The organism is Spirochaetota bacterium, from assembly GCA_025061835.1.
Taxonomy (GTDB): domain Bacteria; phylum Spirochaetota; class Brevinematia; order DTOW01; family DTOW01; genus SKYB106.
Genome location: JANXAC010000002.1, coordinates 55,722 through 71,353, shown reverse-complemented (window position 1 = coordinate 71,353; position 15,632 = coordinate 55,722). Strand labels below are relative to the sequence as shown.

Sequence of the window (15,632 nt, the reverse complement as noted above, 5' to 3'; positions counted from 1 at the left end):
TATGCACTACAACTTTGAAGAGATTGAGAAGAAATGGCAGGAGATATGGGAGAGAAAAGGAGTTTTTAGGTCTGAAGTTGATAGTAGTAAAAAGAAATATTATGTTCTTGTGATGTTTCCATACCCTTCGGGTAGAATACACATGGGGCATGTGAGAAACTATACGATAGGTGATGTTGTTGCTAGGTATAAGAAGATGAAAGGATTTAATGTTTTACATCCTATGGGATGGGATGCGTTTGGACTACCAGCGGAGAACGCGGCTATTAGTAAAGGTGTCCATCCAGCGGTTTGGACATATGATAATATTGCAACTATGAAGTCTCAACTCAAGAGACTTGGTTTTGCTTATGACTGGAGTAGGGAAATTACAACCTGTGATCCAGAGTATTACAAGTGGAACCAATGGTTATTCCTAAAGATGTATGAAAGAGGTTTAGTTTATAGAAAGTCTTCTGCAGTGAACTGGTGTCCTGATTGTAATACCGTTTTGGCAAATGAGCAGGTTATAGATGGTAAGTGTTGGAGGTGTGGGACAGAGGTTGAGATAAGAAATATTGAACAATGGTTCATAAAGATAACAGAATATGCGGATAGATTACTAGAGGATCACTCAAAACTCGGTAAATGGCCCGAGAAGGTTATATTGATGCAGAAAAACTGGATAGGTAAGAGCTTCGGTGTTGTTGTGAATTTCAAACTTGATGATGGTAGAGACTTTCCAATATTCACAACTAGACCTGATACTATTTTCGGTGTTACTTTTATGGCAATATCACCAGAACATCCTCTAGTTGATGAGTTTATGAAGGAAAATCCTAGTATTGAAAGTGAAGTCAAAAGAATGAGAAAGGAGGATTACAAGTTGAGAACTTCAGAGGAGTATGAGAAGGAAGGGGTATTCACTGGGAGGTATGTAGAAAACCCGCTTACTGGTGAAAAAGTTCCGTTGTGGGTTGCTAACTTTGTGCTTATGGAATACGGAACTGGTGCGATAATGTGTGTGCCTGCTCACGATGAGAGAGACTTCAAGTTTGCTAAGAAATATGGACTACCCATAAAAGTTGTTATACAACCTTCTGATAAAAGTCTTGATCCAAGCAAAATGACTTCTGCATATACCGAAGAAGGTATAATGGTTAATTCTTCTTCCTTCTCGGGAATGAAAAGTAGCGAGGCAATTATGAAGATAATTGAATACATTGAAGAGAAAGAGCTAGGTCAGAGGAGGTATAACTACAAGATAAAAGATTGGCTTATATCAAGACAGAGATATTGGGGAACACCTATACCGTTTGTGAAGTGTGAGAAGTGTGGTTATGTTCCAGTTCCTTACGAGGATCTACCTGTTGTTTTACCTAAAGGTGTTGAATTTACGGGTAGAGGTAATCCGCTTGAGACTAATGAAGAATTTCTCAAGGTAAAGTGTCCCAGTTGTGGTTCAATGGCGAGAAGAGAGACTGACACGATGGATACTTTCTTTGACTCAAGTTGGTATTACGCAAGATATACATCTCCAAAGAATGATAAAGAACCGTTTTCAAAAGAAGAGAGTAGGTATTGGCTTGATGTTGATCAATACATAGGAGGAGTAGAACATGCAATACTACACTTACTCTACGCACGATTCTTCCACAAGTTTATGAAAGATATAGGACTGGTTGATAGCGATGAACCGTTTGTAAATCTATTGACGCAGGGTATGGTGAATAAACGATGGGTCGGTATTAATATGCTACTCAATGCTTTAGGTCTTGATGAGAACGATACAATTAGAACTCTTACCAAAAAGCTTTCAGAACGGTATCAGAATTTGAAGGTTAATGTTGTTGAGGATGATAGAAAGATTAAGGATGTTCTGGAAGAATATCACTTGACACTGGCTAGTAACATATCTCTTTTGTTTGGGGTTATTGGGAATAGTGATGGTGCTTGGAATGATGTTATTTCAAAGTTGGAGGAAGAGATAGGTGAATCTGCAAAGATGTCAAAGTCAAAGCATAACACTGTTGATCCTGATGATATGGTCAGAAAGTATGGTGCTGACGCTGTTAGACTTTTTATTCTTTTTGCGTCTCCTCCAGAGAAGGATTTGGACTGGAGCGATGAAGGTATTGAAGGAGCGTATAGGTTCTTGAATAGAGTTTGGAGACTTGTAGTAGGGAAGTTGGATACAATCAAGGAGTCAAAGAGTTTTGATTACAGTTCAGTCCAGAACCTTTCCAAAAAAGCGAAAGACTTACTTACCAAGATAAATATCACTGTCAAGAAGGTAGGGGATGATATTGAGAGAGACTTTAGTTTTAATACTGCTATAGCATCACTTATGGAACTCACAAATGAACTCTATTCATTTGAACCTAAAGATGAAGTTGAAAGGAGTGTGTTTAGGGAAGGAATTGAGAAACTTATTGCTCTTATGTATGTATTCACACCACACATAGCAGAAGAATTGTGGAGTTTGATAGGTAATGAATTAATGCTGTGTGAAAGTTTATGGCCTTCTTATGACCAAAGGTTCCTTTCCTATGATACAGTTGAAGTTGTGTTCCAAATAAATGGAAAGGTAAAAGCAAAAGTTCAAGTTTCAATAGATATAACTGACGAGGAAATCAAACAGATGGCGTTGAGTAATGAGGTAATCAGGAGATCATTGAATAACTCACAACCAAAAAAGATTATTGTTGTTCCTAAAAAACTTGTAAATATTGTTGTCTAAACTTTGTAGCATCTTCTAAATAATAGATTGAGTGAGACGTTATGTTTCAATAGATAGAATTTAGCAATATGAGTGTTAGGAAGTGGTAATATAGATAGTTTTTGATACAGTAGGTCTGTAGGTGGCGAGTTTGAGTTGTTGATATTTCTTATACGATAATATAACTGCTATGAGGTTGATTGTTTGGTTTTTGGTAATTATTGTATTTCTCTTTTTAGGTAATATCTGTATAGCACAGGTTGTTTCGCTTATAACATATGGTATGGAGGATGGAGATGTTTTTGTTTATTGGAAGTCCTTGAATACTAATGTGTCGTTTTCCATCTATAGAAGCCCTATTTACATATCAAACTCTGTTATGTTTTCTAATAATATTTCCCTAATTACTAAAGTTGGAACATACAGGTATGATGAACTTGATAGAAGAGGGGAGTTTCTATATGTTAAAGATCCAACTCCTAACATAGGAGCTAATTATTATATTGTTTTTGTGAATAAGGGTGGTAAGGATATTTTAGAGTTTGTTTCCGAGCAGAATGTTTCTATCAGTTTTGTTATTTATACACCATTACCTAAAGTTGAATTGGATTACATAAACGATTCTAGGAATGTGGTTATAAAATGGAGCAGGATTAATGGTTGTGATGGTTATTTCGTGTATAAAGTTGATGAGAATTTTCAGGGTAATCTAGAAAATTTGAAACCAATATCAGTTTTATCTCCTGATGAGACGATATTGTTTGACATTCTTCCGTCTGATACTAATTTTTCTTACATAGTTATACCATTTTTTAAGAGTGTTACGAATTACTACTTTTCAAGGAAGTATAACAGTGTTGTTGTAAGTAGATCTAGGTATGATGATATGTCCTCTCCAAAAATTTCTACCAATCTAATTGTTCAAAGATCATCAATGGATAAAGCCTTGTCAGTTGATGCTAACATGAACGTTACCACAAATACTGTATTCATAACTAATTATGTAACTAATTTTTTTACCAATGAAGTAAAGACATTTACAACTAATCTCGTTCTTATAACTAACGGAAGTGGCCGAATACCTGTTTCAGGAAAGTTTGATTCGTCTAGTGTCAAATCTACTTTGGGGTATAGCAGTGATAGTGATTTTGAAGGAAATCTAAAGTATATAGTTAAGAACTACTTTAATGTCAGAAACTATAGTGAAAGTAGTTTGAGATTGAGAGGGTTGCTTGAGAATTTTGATGAGGATTCTTATCTTAAAGGACTTGTTATGGTTTATCTGGCAAGGAGCGAGTATGCGCTTGGCAGGAAGAAGGAAGCAATAGACCTACTGTTCAAAGCCAGAAGGTTAATTCCAGAGGAAGCGGATTTTTGGTTGAGTAGATTTCTTGTGAATAAGTAATCCGAAATTAATTTTCTAAGTTATTAAGAGTGTTTGCTGAAATTTAGTTGTCTTTTAAGTTAGTGTTTTCTTTGTCTAATTTCTTTTTCTTACACTAACATAATTTTCGGTTAGAGGAACTTCTATTCTGGCTAGGACATAGTTATTGTTAGGTCCGGATATTCTGAAAAGTGAAGGGTCAATACCGACTCCCTTAAGGAGCATTACAATAAGGGCAATTCCTAATCCTGCTCCCTCAAGTTCATCACCTTGTTCTAAGTAAAACTGTGATATATCTTCGTAACCCATCGCTTTCTTAAGTTTCTCTCTTATCCTTTTGTTTTCGAATTCACTCATGCTTACATTATTCACAACTTCAATCCTAACACCATCTTTGGAATGGTAAAATGCTACACTTATGTATAGATCCTTGTTTGCTAGTTTTGGAATATATTTAGGTAGGTTTATCTCGGAAAGTTCTTCTTTGAACTTCATCATACCTACCAAGAAGCTCTTTTCATCATTTACATCAACATTATGTTCTTCAAACACTATTCTCTTTATGTTAGCTTTGCTAGCGTTGAGGATTAGTTCTTTAACACAAGTATATACAATGTCAGATAAGTCTCCCCTTTCGTAATTCTCAAAAATCTTAGTGATAGCTAGATTTACCCTTCTTTCAATTTCTGGTGATATACCGTAGAACTTTAAGTAGAAATATTTACCTTCTTTTATGAACTTGTTAATTAATTCAACAAAGTCATTATCGTTCTTGATATTTATGTCAACTTTATCATACATAGTATTATCTCCTTCACTGAAGAATTTAAGATACCCTATACCTATCAAGTTTTCCATTCAACCTCCGCTTTAGACCTTTATGCTAACTAAATTACTGTAAAACAACTTTTCAAACTATGGTAAAGATTATCGGAATTATCATACCTTATTTTGATTATAAAGATTGACTAATAGATCTTCAATAGATTTATCAAAATTTTTGCCTCTTCTTGAGAACATGGTTTTAGTCATACTTAAGAACCTGTCCAAAGGAAATTTTTTGTAAGGTTCTTTACCACCCCATGCGAAGTTTGGAACAAACTTTCTTACGAGTTCCCCTTCAAAAAACACATTTGCTCCGACGCCTATCACAGTTCCAGTATTTATCAATACACCTATACCTATCTTTGAAAAGTCACCTATAAAACATCCAACCTTGAGGATTCCGGTATTTATAACTTTTCTAGGTTGAATAAAAACTTTTACCTCATCATAAGTATTTTTCAAGTCACTATTTGTTGCCATAGCACCTATATTAACCCACTGTCCTATGTATGAGTGTCCTATGAAACCTTCATGGTTTTTGTTCGTGTATGAGTCAATTATACTCTCTTCAACCTCACCAGATACCTTACAGACATTCCTAATATTACATCCTTCTCTTATTCTTGCTTGACTTATTACAGTTCTTTTGCCTATGTATGTAGGTCCTGTGATTACTGTGAGTGGATGTATAGTTGCTTCAGAGTCAATATACACAGGTCCTTGAGTTGTATCTATGAAAACTCCTTTTGAAACTACTGCTTTTGGAGATATAAATAAGAGTTCCTTGTTACCTTGTACGTCAAAGCTAGACTGATTACCTCCTATCAGTTCGTTCCTATTTGATAGAAGCTCAAAGTCCTTAACCATAAGAGATGAGTTTAAATAAACCGTATCCCACGGGTAAAAGATGAAGTTTTTTAGATTTTGTATCTTTATTTCTTCAATAGGTGTATTTATAGAATCTTTTATCTTCTGAATATCGTTTTGATACAGTCCATCGTAAAGTAGTTCTGGCTTTTGGATTTCACTGGATCTTGTGTGTAGGTATATTATTGTTCCTTCATAAGTTCCTACGGTGTTCATGCTTGCTCTGAAATCTTCGGATGGATATACATAACAGGAGTTTATGAATATTATTTCGTTCTTTTTAGTTAAATCTTGCATAGACAAAACTTTAGTCTCTGGAAAGTAGAATAACATCTCTTTTCTTGATATCACCTTCACTTCAAAGTTGTATAGGTAGGATAGTCTTTCATATACTGTTAATATACCTGTCTTTAGGTCCTGTAGTGGTCGTGTAGGTGAGAATGGGAAGAGTCGTTCAACTGAATATTTGTCTTCAAATAACACTATCATTATTTAACCCTTTTTGGCTTTTATTTTTAGATAAATCCTTTTACCAAGCACAACTTGTGGTAGCCTGTCGCCAAATGTTCCTGCTTCTTTGAATAGCGTTTCAAAATATGAGATTGCACTGTCATACCTTTCTTGAGAGTATTCTATGAAACCTATCTCGTATATAGCCCAAAGGTAAGTTTTCCTATCTTTATCACCAGGTGATTGTAGTTGTGAATACTTTTCTATTACTTTTTGGTATAAGAACTTTGCTTCGTTTATGAGCCCTTCAGAGTAGTATTTTACCGCTAGTCTGTAGGTTTCTTGAATATCTGCTTTTTCAATCTCCTCTGGAGTTTCTCTTATAGCAAGCCCACAACTGCTCACTAGGAGTGTTAACCAGATAACATTGATTATAAGTTTTTTCATACTTCTAATTTAATTCTAATTTAGTAGCATCGTTTTTCTCAATTAGATGCGACTGAAGTCAATAAATTCCAAAATTTAAGAGTTATTTGGGTATAGTTAATGCTTTTAGTGTCTATCAAGTGTTGCTCTAGCAGATAACTACAAGTCTGTTTTTATATGTTCTCCAGATGCCCGTTAAGGTATTTCATAATTTTCTTGTCCTCTCGTATATGTTGCATATCATCTCTCCTCACATCATATCACCTCCTTTTGGTGTTGTTTTGAAAAGAAAGAAAACAGAGTAGCAAGAGGTGTGATATACTAAAAATATCCATCTCCATAACCTTAAACTATTTTATGAAACATCTCACAAAAAATTTTAGACTTTATTGTTATAATCTTTGATAACTTGAGAAGAAGTTTTAAGAGGACTTAAAATAAAAAGAAATATAGATTTTAAGGAGGTAGTTCTATGTCAGATGTTATTATTGATATTGTTGGACGAGAGATCCTTGATTCTAGGGGTAATCCTACCGTTGAAGTGGATGTGATATTGGAGGATGGAACCATAGGTAGAGCAGCAGTTCCTTCTGGTGCGTCTACTGGTGAAAACGAGGCGGTTGAGCTAAGAGACGGAGATAAAAATAGGTATCTAGGTAAAGGTGTCTTGAATGCAGTTAAGAATGTTAATGAAGTTCTAAAGAAAGAAATTGTAGGTATGAGTGTTTTTGATCAAGTTGGTATTGACAGAAAGATGATAGAAATTGATGGGACTAAAAACAAATCAAAGATAGGTGCTAATGCTATACTTGGTGTTTCATTAGCGGTTGCTAGAGCTGCTTCTAACTTGCTCGGAATACCTTTGTATAGGTATATTGGCGGAACTAATGCAAAAGTTTTACCAACACCTATGTGTAATGTTCTAAATGGTGGAAAGCACGCTGATAGTAATGTTGATTTTCAAGAGTTTATGATAGTTCCTGCTAATGCAAATTCTTTCAAAGATGCTATAAGGATGGCTGCCGAGACATTCCACTCTCTCAAGAAGGTTCTGTCTTCTAAAGGACTATTTACAGGAGTTGGCGATGAGGGAGGATTTGCACCTAATCTGTCATCAAACAGACAGGCTATTGAAGTTATCATTGAGGCGATTGAAAAGGCGGGATACAAACCTGGGAAGGATATATACCTAGCACTTGACCTTGCGTCAAGCGAACTTTTTGATACTAATAGAAAAGTTTATGTGCTCAAAGGTGAAGGTAAAGAACTTTCAACTGAAAAGATGGTTGAGTTGCTTGAAGATTGGGTTAAGAGCTATCCTATTGTATCAATAGAGGATGGTATGTCAGAGCATGACTGGGATGGTTGGAAGATGCTTACAGATAGGTTGGGTAAGAAAGTTCAACTCGTGGGTGATGACTTGTTTGTAACGAACGCAAGCATACTAAGAGAAGGTATAATCAAAGGGATCGCAAACTCTATCTTGATAAAAGTCAATCAGATTGGAACATTGACAGAGACTCTTGATGCTATTGAACTAGCAAGACAGGCAGGTTATACTTATGTAATTTCTCATAGATCTGGAGAGACCGAGGATACAACGATAGCAGACCTTTCAGTTGCTACAAACTCTGGTCAAATAAAAACAGGATCTTTGTCCAGAACTGATAGACTAGCAAAATATAATCAACTTATAAGGATTGAAGAGGAACTTGGTAGAAGTGCAATATACAAAGGAATAAGATCCTACCAAGGCCATATATTTGAGTAGTATCGGAGGTAGATTATGCCAAAGTCAAACAAGCCAAACACTTCTGCGCAGAAAAGGTTTAAAATCACGGGATCTGGTAAAATACTTAGAAGACAACAAGGTATGAGACACTTACTATCTGACAAATCAAGAAGAAGAAAAAGAAGACTTAGTCAGGAGTTAGAACTCACTTACGCCCAAGCAAAGAAAGTGAAGAGAATGATTTTCTAGATGAACTTAATCTTCCCTTCTGAAAAGAGGAAGATAATGTTAGGGGAGGTGGTGAAGCTAGACTCCCCAACTCTTATTGTAAATCCTCGCTTGAACCAAGAGTTTATAAATTTATCACCTTTAAAAATTATCGGGTACAAATCATTCAAATTCTTCAAGGGTGATACTAGAGATCATGAGGTGTTCATCATAGACCCTGAATTTATATATCCTCTATCACCCCTGTATAGAGAAAAGTATAGAGAACTCTACGAATTTGTTAGAGGATCAGAATTCAAGAAGGTTTCTGTCGTTTCAGGCTGCATGAACAGAAAAAACTTGAGGAAATTTCTTAAGAGTCTAAAGTCCTATTCTAGTTTAAAGGTTGAAGTAAGAGAAAATTACGAATACAAGATATCTGTGTTTTTTACTAGCAAAAAATTGGAATTCATTACTAGAGATTTAGGTAATCTACAAACGAGAAGGACTTTAATCATATCAAAAGATATTACTCAATCTCTTTTGATCAAGAACTCTCTAAAGGATATTAGTTGTTTAGTGCTTAAGGATATTGATTTTTATACTAGAAGAGTAGTCTTGAGCAAGTTCAAGGTTGAAGGAGGTTTTCTAGTTGTTCCATATAAATTTCGCTTCCTAGTCAGGAATGTGAATTTTAACAATGTAGTTTATATAAGGATACCTAAAATACTTTCAGAATTCATACACGATACACTAAACATCCCTTCTGATAATTATACGATAATAGTATCACATAAGGATGAAGGAATATTGGCGAGAAGGTTAGATAAGTATCCTAGATTAAGAGAAGAGTATCTTGAATGGTTAAACTTTCTTGGATTTAAGGGAGATAAAAGAGAGTATCTGTCTTGCTATCTCATGTCTAAAAGACTAAAGTATTTAAAACACAACAAAAACAACACAGAAGTGCTAGATAGAAACGAAAGAATAATCTGTAGTTCGTTTCAAGGTAAATATGTAGAATTTGAAGAGGGAGTAAAGTCTCTTATGGGTGTGAATGATAGATTTCTTTGGGAGCACTTTGGTAGTTTAAGAGGTCTTGAGAAAGATAAGGTAGTTTCTAGTGTTAATGAGCTCGTTAATAGAGGATTACTAGGTTTCAGGTACTTCTATAATGGTAAAGTTGTCAAGAAAATTTACTAAAAGGTTTTCATTCCTAGAGAATTTTTGAAATAATCTTAAAAATTCTTATATTTTTCTATTATCTGATGTATGTTTGTCATTGCAAGTAGTAATCATAGCATAGTTAGTCTACTTTCAAGAATATACTCTGATGTTATAGTATTGAACGGTAAAGGTTCTCCATATTACCTTATACCTAACAACGAAATAGTAATAACTGATACATCAGCATATATAAATTTTGTAAGGAACAATCTATTAAAAGAAGGTAATAGAAACATACTAGTTTTCATATCAGGAACTTACAACAGGTTCTACAAAGGGAACATTTCACTTTCATATAAAGAAGAATTTTTATTAGGCATTATTGACACTTTGATACACCATGGTAGTGATGTGAATTCGTTTATTCCTGTTGAGATAATGAATAATACTCAAAGAGACTCAGTTATACTAGAAGGTAACATAAAACTTATTCCTGAGGAACTAATGGACATCATAGTATCATTTCTAGATTACTTTGAAGTTGGTGATAAAGTTGACAGGGCACATATTATTATATCATCTTCAGAGATCATAGATAATATAGTTGAGGCAAACATAAGTCTTAATAGGTCTAGTGCTAAAGTTAGAGTTGACCTAATGGTAAATTCTGAGATGCTTATTATAAGAATAAATGATTATCTTGGTATGTCAGATATATATGAGATATCAAAGTCCATTGAGAGTGAGGGAAGGAATAACATTATTGGATTTTTGGCTAGGAATGATTTCATTCAGAGTATTCCTGTAAGAGGTAGAGGCTATACTCTAATGATGCAGACTTCTGATATGGTTATAACCAGAGTGATGAAGCCTGAAAGTATCGGTAAGTATAAACAACAGTTTCCTTTCACTGAAACATCAATAGTATACTTTTTCAAGGATTGTAAGAGGAAGCAGAGGATAGGTGTAGTAATAGAGTATGTTTGATGGATCGGAGGGGGAGGGATTCGAACCCCCGGTACCCTATAGAGGGTACTACAGTTTTCAAGACTGTCGCCTTCGTCCGCTCGGCCACCCCTCCCAATAAACTAACCAACCAGATTTGATTTCTTGATAGCCTCTCTCACAAAAACATAACTGCCGTTGTAGCCAGGTACTGCTCCTTTAACGAGGATAAGGTTTTTCTCTTTATCAATATGAATAACTTCCAGATTTTGGACTGTTACCTTTTCACCACCCATCCTACCGGGCATTTTCTTACCTTTCCATACTTTAGCGGGGAATGTATGCTGTCCTATTGAACCAGGTCTTCTGTGGAACACCGATTGTCCGTGTGAGTCAGGAGCTCCGGAAAAGCCCCATCTCTTCATAACACCTTGAAAGCCTCTACCTTTTGAGTATCCACTTACATCAACATACTTGATGCCTTCAAGATAAGAAACATCTAGAGTATCTCCAGCCTTAAACTTTGTAGGGTCATCAACTCTAAACTCTTTTATTATAGCAGGTTTATGTATTATCTTATACTTTGTCTTATCACTCTTATCTTTTACCCTAGACTTGACAGCTCCAAAACCGAGTTTGATTGCACTGTATCCGTCTTTTTCAGGTGTCTTGACTTGTAATATGGTGCAAGGACCTACTTCTATAACTGTAGTTGGAACAACGTTTTCACCAACGAATATTTGCGTCATTCCTATCTTCTTGCCTATAAGCCCCTTTCCGGTAAAAGACTTTCCCATAACTTCCTCCAAATAAAATCTAGGTATTCTTGATCTATAACTAATCTTGTTTTATCTCCACATCAACTGAAGGTAGTATTTCCAATCTTAAGAGAGCATCTATAACTTCTTGAGATGGCTCAAGTATGTCTATTAGCCTTCTGTGAAGTCTATATTCAAAATGCTCTCTTGAGTCTTTATCTATGTGAGGAGATCTTAAGACAGTGTATCTCCTTATTTTTGTTGGTAATGGTATGGGGCCTACAGTTTTAGCCCCTACATTCTTGACTACATTACATATGTCTTTGGCAGTTTTGTCAATTACTTCAGCGTCGTATGACTTTAGTTTTACTCTTATTTTTGAAACCATAGAACCACCGAAACTACTCAATAATGTCTGTTACAACACCTGCACCGACTGTTTTACCACCTTCTCTTATAGCAAATCTAAGTCCCTTTTCCATAGCAACAGGGTATATTAATTCAACCTCAACATTCACATTATCTCCTGGCATTACCATTTCTCCTGGTATCTTCGTAACAGTTCCAGTGACATCTGCGGTTCTAAAGAAGAACTGAGGTCTATAACCAGCAAAGAATGGAGTATGTCTTCCACCTTCTTCTTTCTTCAGAACATATATCTCTGCCTTGAATTTCTTATGAGGTGTAACTGACCCAGGCTTACAGATAACCTGTCCTCTCCAAACTTCATCCTTTCCAATACCTCTTAGAAGCAATCCAGCGTTGTCTCCGGCTATAGCGGAGTCAAGTTCCTTTCTAAACATCTCTATTGATGTAACGACAGTTTTCTTGACCTCATAAGAAAGTCCTACTATCTCAACTTCTTCACCTGGAGTGATCTTACCTCTCTCAACTCTACCGGTAACTACAGTTCCTCTACCTGAGATGGAGAATACATCTTCAACAGGCATAAGGAATGGTTTATCAATCTCTCTAACGGGTTCGGGGATAAACTTGTCAAGAGCATCAAGGAGCTCTAATATACTCTTACCGTCTGTGTTTGGGTCAGGGTTTGTCATGGCTTTGTAAGCAGAACCTCTTATGATAGGAACTTTGTCACCAGGGTAGCCGTACTTCTTCAGGAGATCTCTTACATCTTCTTCAACTATATCAATGATTTCAGGGTCATCGACCATATCAATCTTGTTTAGGAATACTACAATGTAAGGAACACCTACCTGTCTGGCGAGCAAGACATGTTCTCTTGTTTGAGGCATAACACCATCATTAGCAGCGACAACAAGTATTGCTCCATCCATCTGTGCTGCACCCGTAACCATATTCTTAACATAGTCTGCGTGTCCTGGACAGTCTATGTGTGCGTAGTGTCTTGTATCACTTTCGTATTCTATGTGCTGAATCTGAATAGTTATACCTCTAGCTTTTTCTTCAGGAGCATTGTCAATATCTTCATAATTCTTTTCTTTAGCGTAGCCCTTTTTTGATAGAACTTTAGTAATAGCAGAAGTCAAAGTTGTTTTACCGTGGTCAACGTGACCTATAGTCCCTACATTGATGTGGGGCTTCTTTCTCTCGAACTTACCTTCAGCCATAAAAACCTCCTACAACTAAACTTATTTTACACTAATTATAACCAATTTGAGTTTTTCAATACAAATTTAGATAACTTCTATAGCGAGATATGAAACTTTACTGATTACTTATGTAAATTGCCAGGAATTCTATGAAGTTTTTGACTCAGGAGTTTCAAATCTTTACCTTATCTACTTTTTCAGAGTAGTGTTTAATATTATTTAATTTGTTTTTTTGCTGATGTTTTGTTTTTAATTCTTTTGTGAAGGTTTATAATTTTGGTCAGTATTTTCCGAAAATACATAGTAGCGTGTATATATCTGATAATGCTAGGGTGATAGGCAATGTTGAGATAGGTCAAGATAGTAGTGTATGGTTTGGAGCAGTAGTAAGGGGTGATGTTTGTTTTGTTAAGGTAGGTAGATGTTCTAATATTCAAGATAATGCTGTAATACATGTTAACCATAGTATTCCAACCATAATAGGTGACTATGTTACTGTAGGTCACAATGCGATAGTTCATGGTGCTACTATATCAGATTATGTTATAGTTGGTATGGGATCAATACTGTTGGATAATGTGAAGGTTGGTAGAAATGTAATAATAGGTGCAGGGACATTAATTACTCCTAGAACAGAGATACCTGATGGTGTTTTGGTTCTGGGCTCACCTGCTAAGGTCGTCAGAGAACTCTCTCAAGAAGAAATAGAGAAGATAAAGACAAATGCTATGGAGTATGTTGAACTAGCTAGATTGATGAAAACCTAAGTTTGAAATGAAGTGGAGGTTTTATGCCTTACGATAAGGAAACGGTTGATAGAGCTAAAAAACTAGGTGTCTTTGACAGAAAATTTGATGCAGAAGCGTTGAAGACTGATGAAGTGGAAAGAAAAAAACTGGCTGAAAAACTGAAAAAATACACTTCTACAAAAGTATCCGAAATGTCCGCTCAAGGAGAGTTAGAACTCGTTGAGCTACCAATAAGGAGGGAAGAGGTTATAGATGTAGAACTTTCACTGTGGGACAGAATATTAATGTTTCTACTTTCTGTCTTTAATATCATGCCATCCAGTGATTACAAGAAGAGCAAGGCACTAAAGAAAATAGAGCAGAAGCTGAGGCGAAGTAAGCCGTGTATGATAGATCCATCGAAAGGTGGATTATCCGGAGAGTTTGGTAGAATCATACTATCACTATATGAGTATGCAAAGACCTTACGATCCATTTTTGACATATTTCTGGAGAATGAGAATTTCTGGAAAGGCATAGGTGTTCAAAAGTCATCCTGTGAATATCTTTTTGAAAGTATTACAGACCTTCCTAATGTTGTTGAGAGATATAAAGAACTAACCACAAGTTTTGTTAGTAATATTGTTGATAAAGCAAAAAGTATGAAAAGTGCCATTAGAGCAATTGAAGATGAAATAAGTGCTATACTATCTTCTATACCAGAAGATCTGGTAAAGCGTGCAGATGGTATTTTCAATAACATAATTAAACTTAGGGAGTTTGCATACTTTGATTTTGAAACAATTGTAAGGAGGTTTACACAGTTTTCAGAACTCAAAAGAGGTAAAGTCAGTTTTAAGTCTATCTCTCCTCAAGGACTTGTAAATCACATTAAGGATCTTGAGAGTATCTTATTATCGTTGGTTGTGGATGATGTGTACACGACTCAGTATATCAATATAATGTTAGACTACATAAACAACTTCTCGGGAGATAATCAGAAAGCGTCAGAAATCAAAAATAAATTATCTCCTAACTTCTTCCAGACCTTGAATGATAATATCAGCAAAATTAATATAGCTGACCTGGTTGCCTACATCTCAAAGGACCCAAATCACAAACCATTTGTAATCAAGACTAACTATTCATTATTCAAAGAATTCTCAAAAGTAATAAATGAAAAATACAAAAGACTAATAATATCAAAGATGGATGAGAAGAATAACAGACTTATAGATAAATATATGACTGTCATTTTTGGCAAGCCTATTGAAATACAAGAATACGGTATATACTCAACAAATGTTAGTAGCCTTTTCTCAAAGTATGGTCTCCCACCATTTCTATACACTAAACTTCTCGGAATATCGGTCATTTTCATCAAAACTATTTGGGAGCCTGATATAAAAGATAAGGTGAATAATTTGATAGTTGCTGGTTCGTTCTCGGATAAACAACTTCAAAAAACGTTCTCTGAATTATACTCAAAAGTGGAGCCTGTTAGGGCTAAAATGGAAGATTTTGTTAAGGCAGTTGAGCAAGGTGGAGAGTATCATATACTGTTATCTAAGTTCATATCCTCCCCATCACTCCTAGCTAACGAATCAAACAAAAAAGTTATAGAGAGAAAGATAATGATAATAAATGGTGTATGCTTTGAATTCCTTAGTGCTTTTAAAGATATCTTCAAAGGAATGTATAAAATACTCAAGTTCATTTCTGATGATATATATTCACCATTCCCTAAAACTGTCATTAACATACACAGGATAGGAGGACAAAATAACAAAGAATTTGTAGAAGGTGTTGAAAGAGCGGTTGAAAAACTTAACGCATTCTCTTCTCTTATAACCATATTTGTTGAGGAATAG

Annotated in this window: 14 protein-coding genes and 1 tRNA gene; 8 read left to right on the top strand and 7 right to left on the bottom strand. The window is 35.4% G+C overall.

The features are described from left to right. Nucleotide 1: 1 nt before the first annotated feature. Nucleotides 2-2,719 (top strand): leucine--tRNA ligase, encoded by a 2,718-nt coding sequence (gene leuS / locus NZ579_01640; GenBank protein MCS7298647.1) that lies wholly within the window; start codon nucleotides 2-4, stop codon nucleotides 2,717-2,719. Nucleotides 2,720-2,888: 169 nt separating this feature from the next. Then, a complete protein-coding gene (locus tag NZ579_01635; protein ID MCS7298646.1) occupies nucleotides 2,889-4,103 on the top strand; it encodes a hypothetical protein in 1,215 nt (404 codons plus the stop codon). 75 nt (nucleotides 4,104-4,178) lie between these two features. Here NZ579_01635 and NZ579_01630 read toward each other — a convergent pair whose 3' ends face one another. The 3 genes from NZ579_01630 to NZ579_01620 form a co-directional block, all read right to left on the bottom strand. Beyond that, nucleotides 4,179-4,940 (bottom strand): histidine kinase, encoded by a 762-nt coding sequence (locus NZ579_01630; GenBank protein ID MCS7298645.1) that lies wholly within the window; start codon nucleotides 4,938-4,940, stop codon nucleotides 4,179-4,181. Between the two features lie 81 nt (nucleotides 4,941-5,021). Continuing rightward, nucleotides 5,022-6,263, bottom strand: a complete 1,242-nt coding sequence (locus NZ579_01625) for a putative sugar nucleotidyl transferase (GenBank protein MCS7298644.1) — start codon at nucleotides 6,261-6,263, stop codon at nucleotides 5,022-5,024. Between the two features lie 3 nt (nucleotides 6,264-6,266). Continuing rightward, complete coding sequence (locus tag NZ579_01620) at nucleotides 6,267-6,671, bottom strand: tetratricopeptide repeat protein (protein ID MCS7298643.1); 405 nt, start codon at nucleotides 6,669-6,671, stop codon at nucleotides 6,267-6,269. A gap of 451 nt (nucleotides 6,672-7,122) precedes the next feature. Between NZ579_01620 and eno the strand changes: the two genes are divergently transcribed. The 4 genes from eno (at nucleotide 7,123) to NZ579_01600 (ending at nucleotide 10,743) form a co-directional block, all read left to right on the top strand. Then, nucleotides 7,123-8,421, top strand: a complete 1,299-nt coding sequence (gene eno / locus NZ579_01615; protein MCS7298642.1) for a phosphopyruvate hydratase — start codon at nucleotides 7,123-7,125, stop codon at nucleotides 8,419-8,421. A gap of 15 nt (nucleotides 8,422-8,436) precedes the next feature. Further along, entirely contained in the window at nucleotides 8,437-8,631 is a 195-nt protein-coding gene (gene rpmI, locus NZ579_01610) for a 50S ribosomal protein L35 (GenBank protein ID MCS7298641.1), read from the top strand. Then, nucleotides 8,632-9,792: a hypothetical protein gene (locus NZ579_01605; GenBank protein ID MCS7298640.1), complete on the top strand. Its 1,161-nt coding sequence runs from the start codon at nucleotides 8,632-8,634 to the stop codon at nucleotides 9,790-9,792. It abuts the gene before it with no gap. A 69-nt stretch (nucleotides 9,793-9,861) separates the two neighbouring features. Continuing rightward, entirely contained in the window at nucleotides 9,862-10,743 is an 882-nt protein-coding gene (locus NZ579_01600) for a hypothetical protein (protein MCS7298639.1), read from the top strand. A gap of 5 nt (nucleotides 10,744-10,748) precedes the next feature. Here the strand turns inward: NZ579_01600 and NZ579_01595 are convergent. From NZ579_01595 to tuf, 4 genes are all read right to left on the bottom strand, one after another. Next, nucleotides 10,749-10,837: transfer RNA gene (locus NZ579_01595), tRNA-Ser, on the bottom strand. 7 nt (nucleotides 10,838-10,844) lie between these two features. Then, a complete protein-coding gene (gene rplC, locus NZ579_01590) occupies nucleotides 10,845-11,498 on the bottom strand; it encodes a 50S ribosomal protein L3 (protein MCS7298638.1) in 654 nt (217 codons plus the stop codon). A gap of 40 nt (nucleotides 11,499-11,538) precedes the next feature. Beyond that, the gene (rpsJ, locus tag NZ579_01585; protein ID MCS7298637.1) at nucleotides 11,539-11,847 is read right to left on the bottom strand and encodes a 30S ribosomal protein S10; all 309 of its coding nucleotides are present in this window, start codon (nucleotides 11,845-11,847) and stop codon (nucleotides 11,539-11,541) included. A 13-nt stretch (nucleotides 11,848-11,860) separates the two neighbouring features. After that, nucleotides 11,861-13,051 (bottom strand): elongation factor Tu, encoded by a 1,191-nt coding sequence (gene tuf, locus NZ579_01580; protein MCS7298636.1) that lies wholly within the window; start codon nucleotides 13,049-13,051, stop codon nucleotides 11,861-11,863. 242 nt (nucleotides 13,052-13,293) lie between these two features. On the opposite strand from tuf, the gene NZ579_01575 reads away from it, so the two are divergent. Together NZ579_01575 and NZ579_01570 are read left to right on the top strand one after the other, a co-directional pair. Beyond that, nucleotides 13,294-13,800, top strand: a complete 507-nt coding sequence (locus NZ579_01575) for a gamma carbonic anhydrase family protein (protein ID MCS7298635.1) — start codon at nucleotides 13,294-13,296, stop codon at nucleotides 13,798-13,800. Nucleotides 13,801-13,823: 23 nt separating this feature from the next. Then, the gene (locus tag NZ579_01570; protein MCS7298634.1) at nucleotides 13,824-15,632 is read left to right on the top strand and encodes a DUF5312 domain-containing protein; all 1,809 of its coding nucleotides are present in this window, start codon (nucleotides 13,824-13,826) and stop codon (nucleotides 15,630-15,632) included.

Coding starts and splice junctions, on each gene's coding strand:
- leuS (MCS7298647.1), top strand. CDS start 2: ATGCACTACAACTTTGAAGAGATTGAGAAGAAATGGCAGGAGATATGG.
- NZ579_01635 (MCS7298646.1), top strand. CDS start 2,889: ATGAGGTTGATTGTTTGGTTTTTGGTAATTATTGTATTTCTCTTTTTA.
- NZ579_01630 (MCS7298645.1), bottom strand. CDS start 4,940: ATGGAAAACTTGATAGGTATAGGGTATCTTAAATTCTTCAGTGAAGGA.
- NZ579_01625 (MCS7298644.1), bottom strand. CDS start 6,263: ATGATAGTGTTATTTGAAGACAAATATTCAGTTGAACGACTCTTCCCA.
- NZ579_01620 (MCS7298643.1), bottom strand. CDS start 6,671: ATGAAAAAACTTATAATCAATGTTATCTGGTTAACACTCCTAGTGAGC.
- eno (MCS7298642.1), top strand. CDS start 7,123: ATGTCAGATGTTATTATTGATATTGTTGGACGAGAGATCCTTGATTCT.
- rpmI (MCS7298641.1), top strand. CDS start 8,437: ATGCCAAAGTCAAACAAGCCAAACACTTCTGCGCAGAAAAGGTTTAAA.
- NZ579_01605 (MCS7298640.1), top strand. CDS start 8,632: ATGAACTTAATCTTCCCTTCTGAAAAGAGGAAGATAATGTTAGGGGAG.
- NZ579_01600 (MCS7298639.1), top strand. CDS start 9,862: ATGTTTGTCATTGCAAGTAGTAATCATAGCATAGTTAGTCTACTTTCA.
- rplC (MCS7298638.1), bottom strand. CDS start 11,498: ATGGGAAAGTCTTTTACCGGAAAGGGGCTTATAGGCAAGAAGATAGGA.
- rpsJ (MCS7298637.1), bottom strand. CDS start 11,847: ATGGTTTCAAAAATAAGAGTAAAACTAAAGTCATACGACGCTGAAGTA.
- tuf (MCS7298636.1), bottom strand. CDS start 13,051: ATGGCTGAAGGTAAGTTCGAGAGAAAGAAGCCCCACATCAATGTAGGG.
- NZ579_01570 (MCS7298634.1), top strand. CDS start 13,824: ATGCCTTACGATAAGGAAACGGTTGATAGAGCTAAAAAACTAGGTGTC.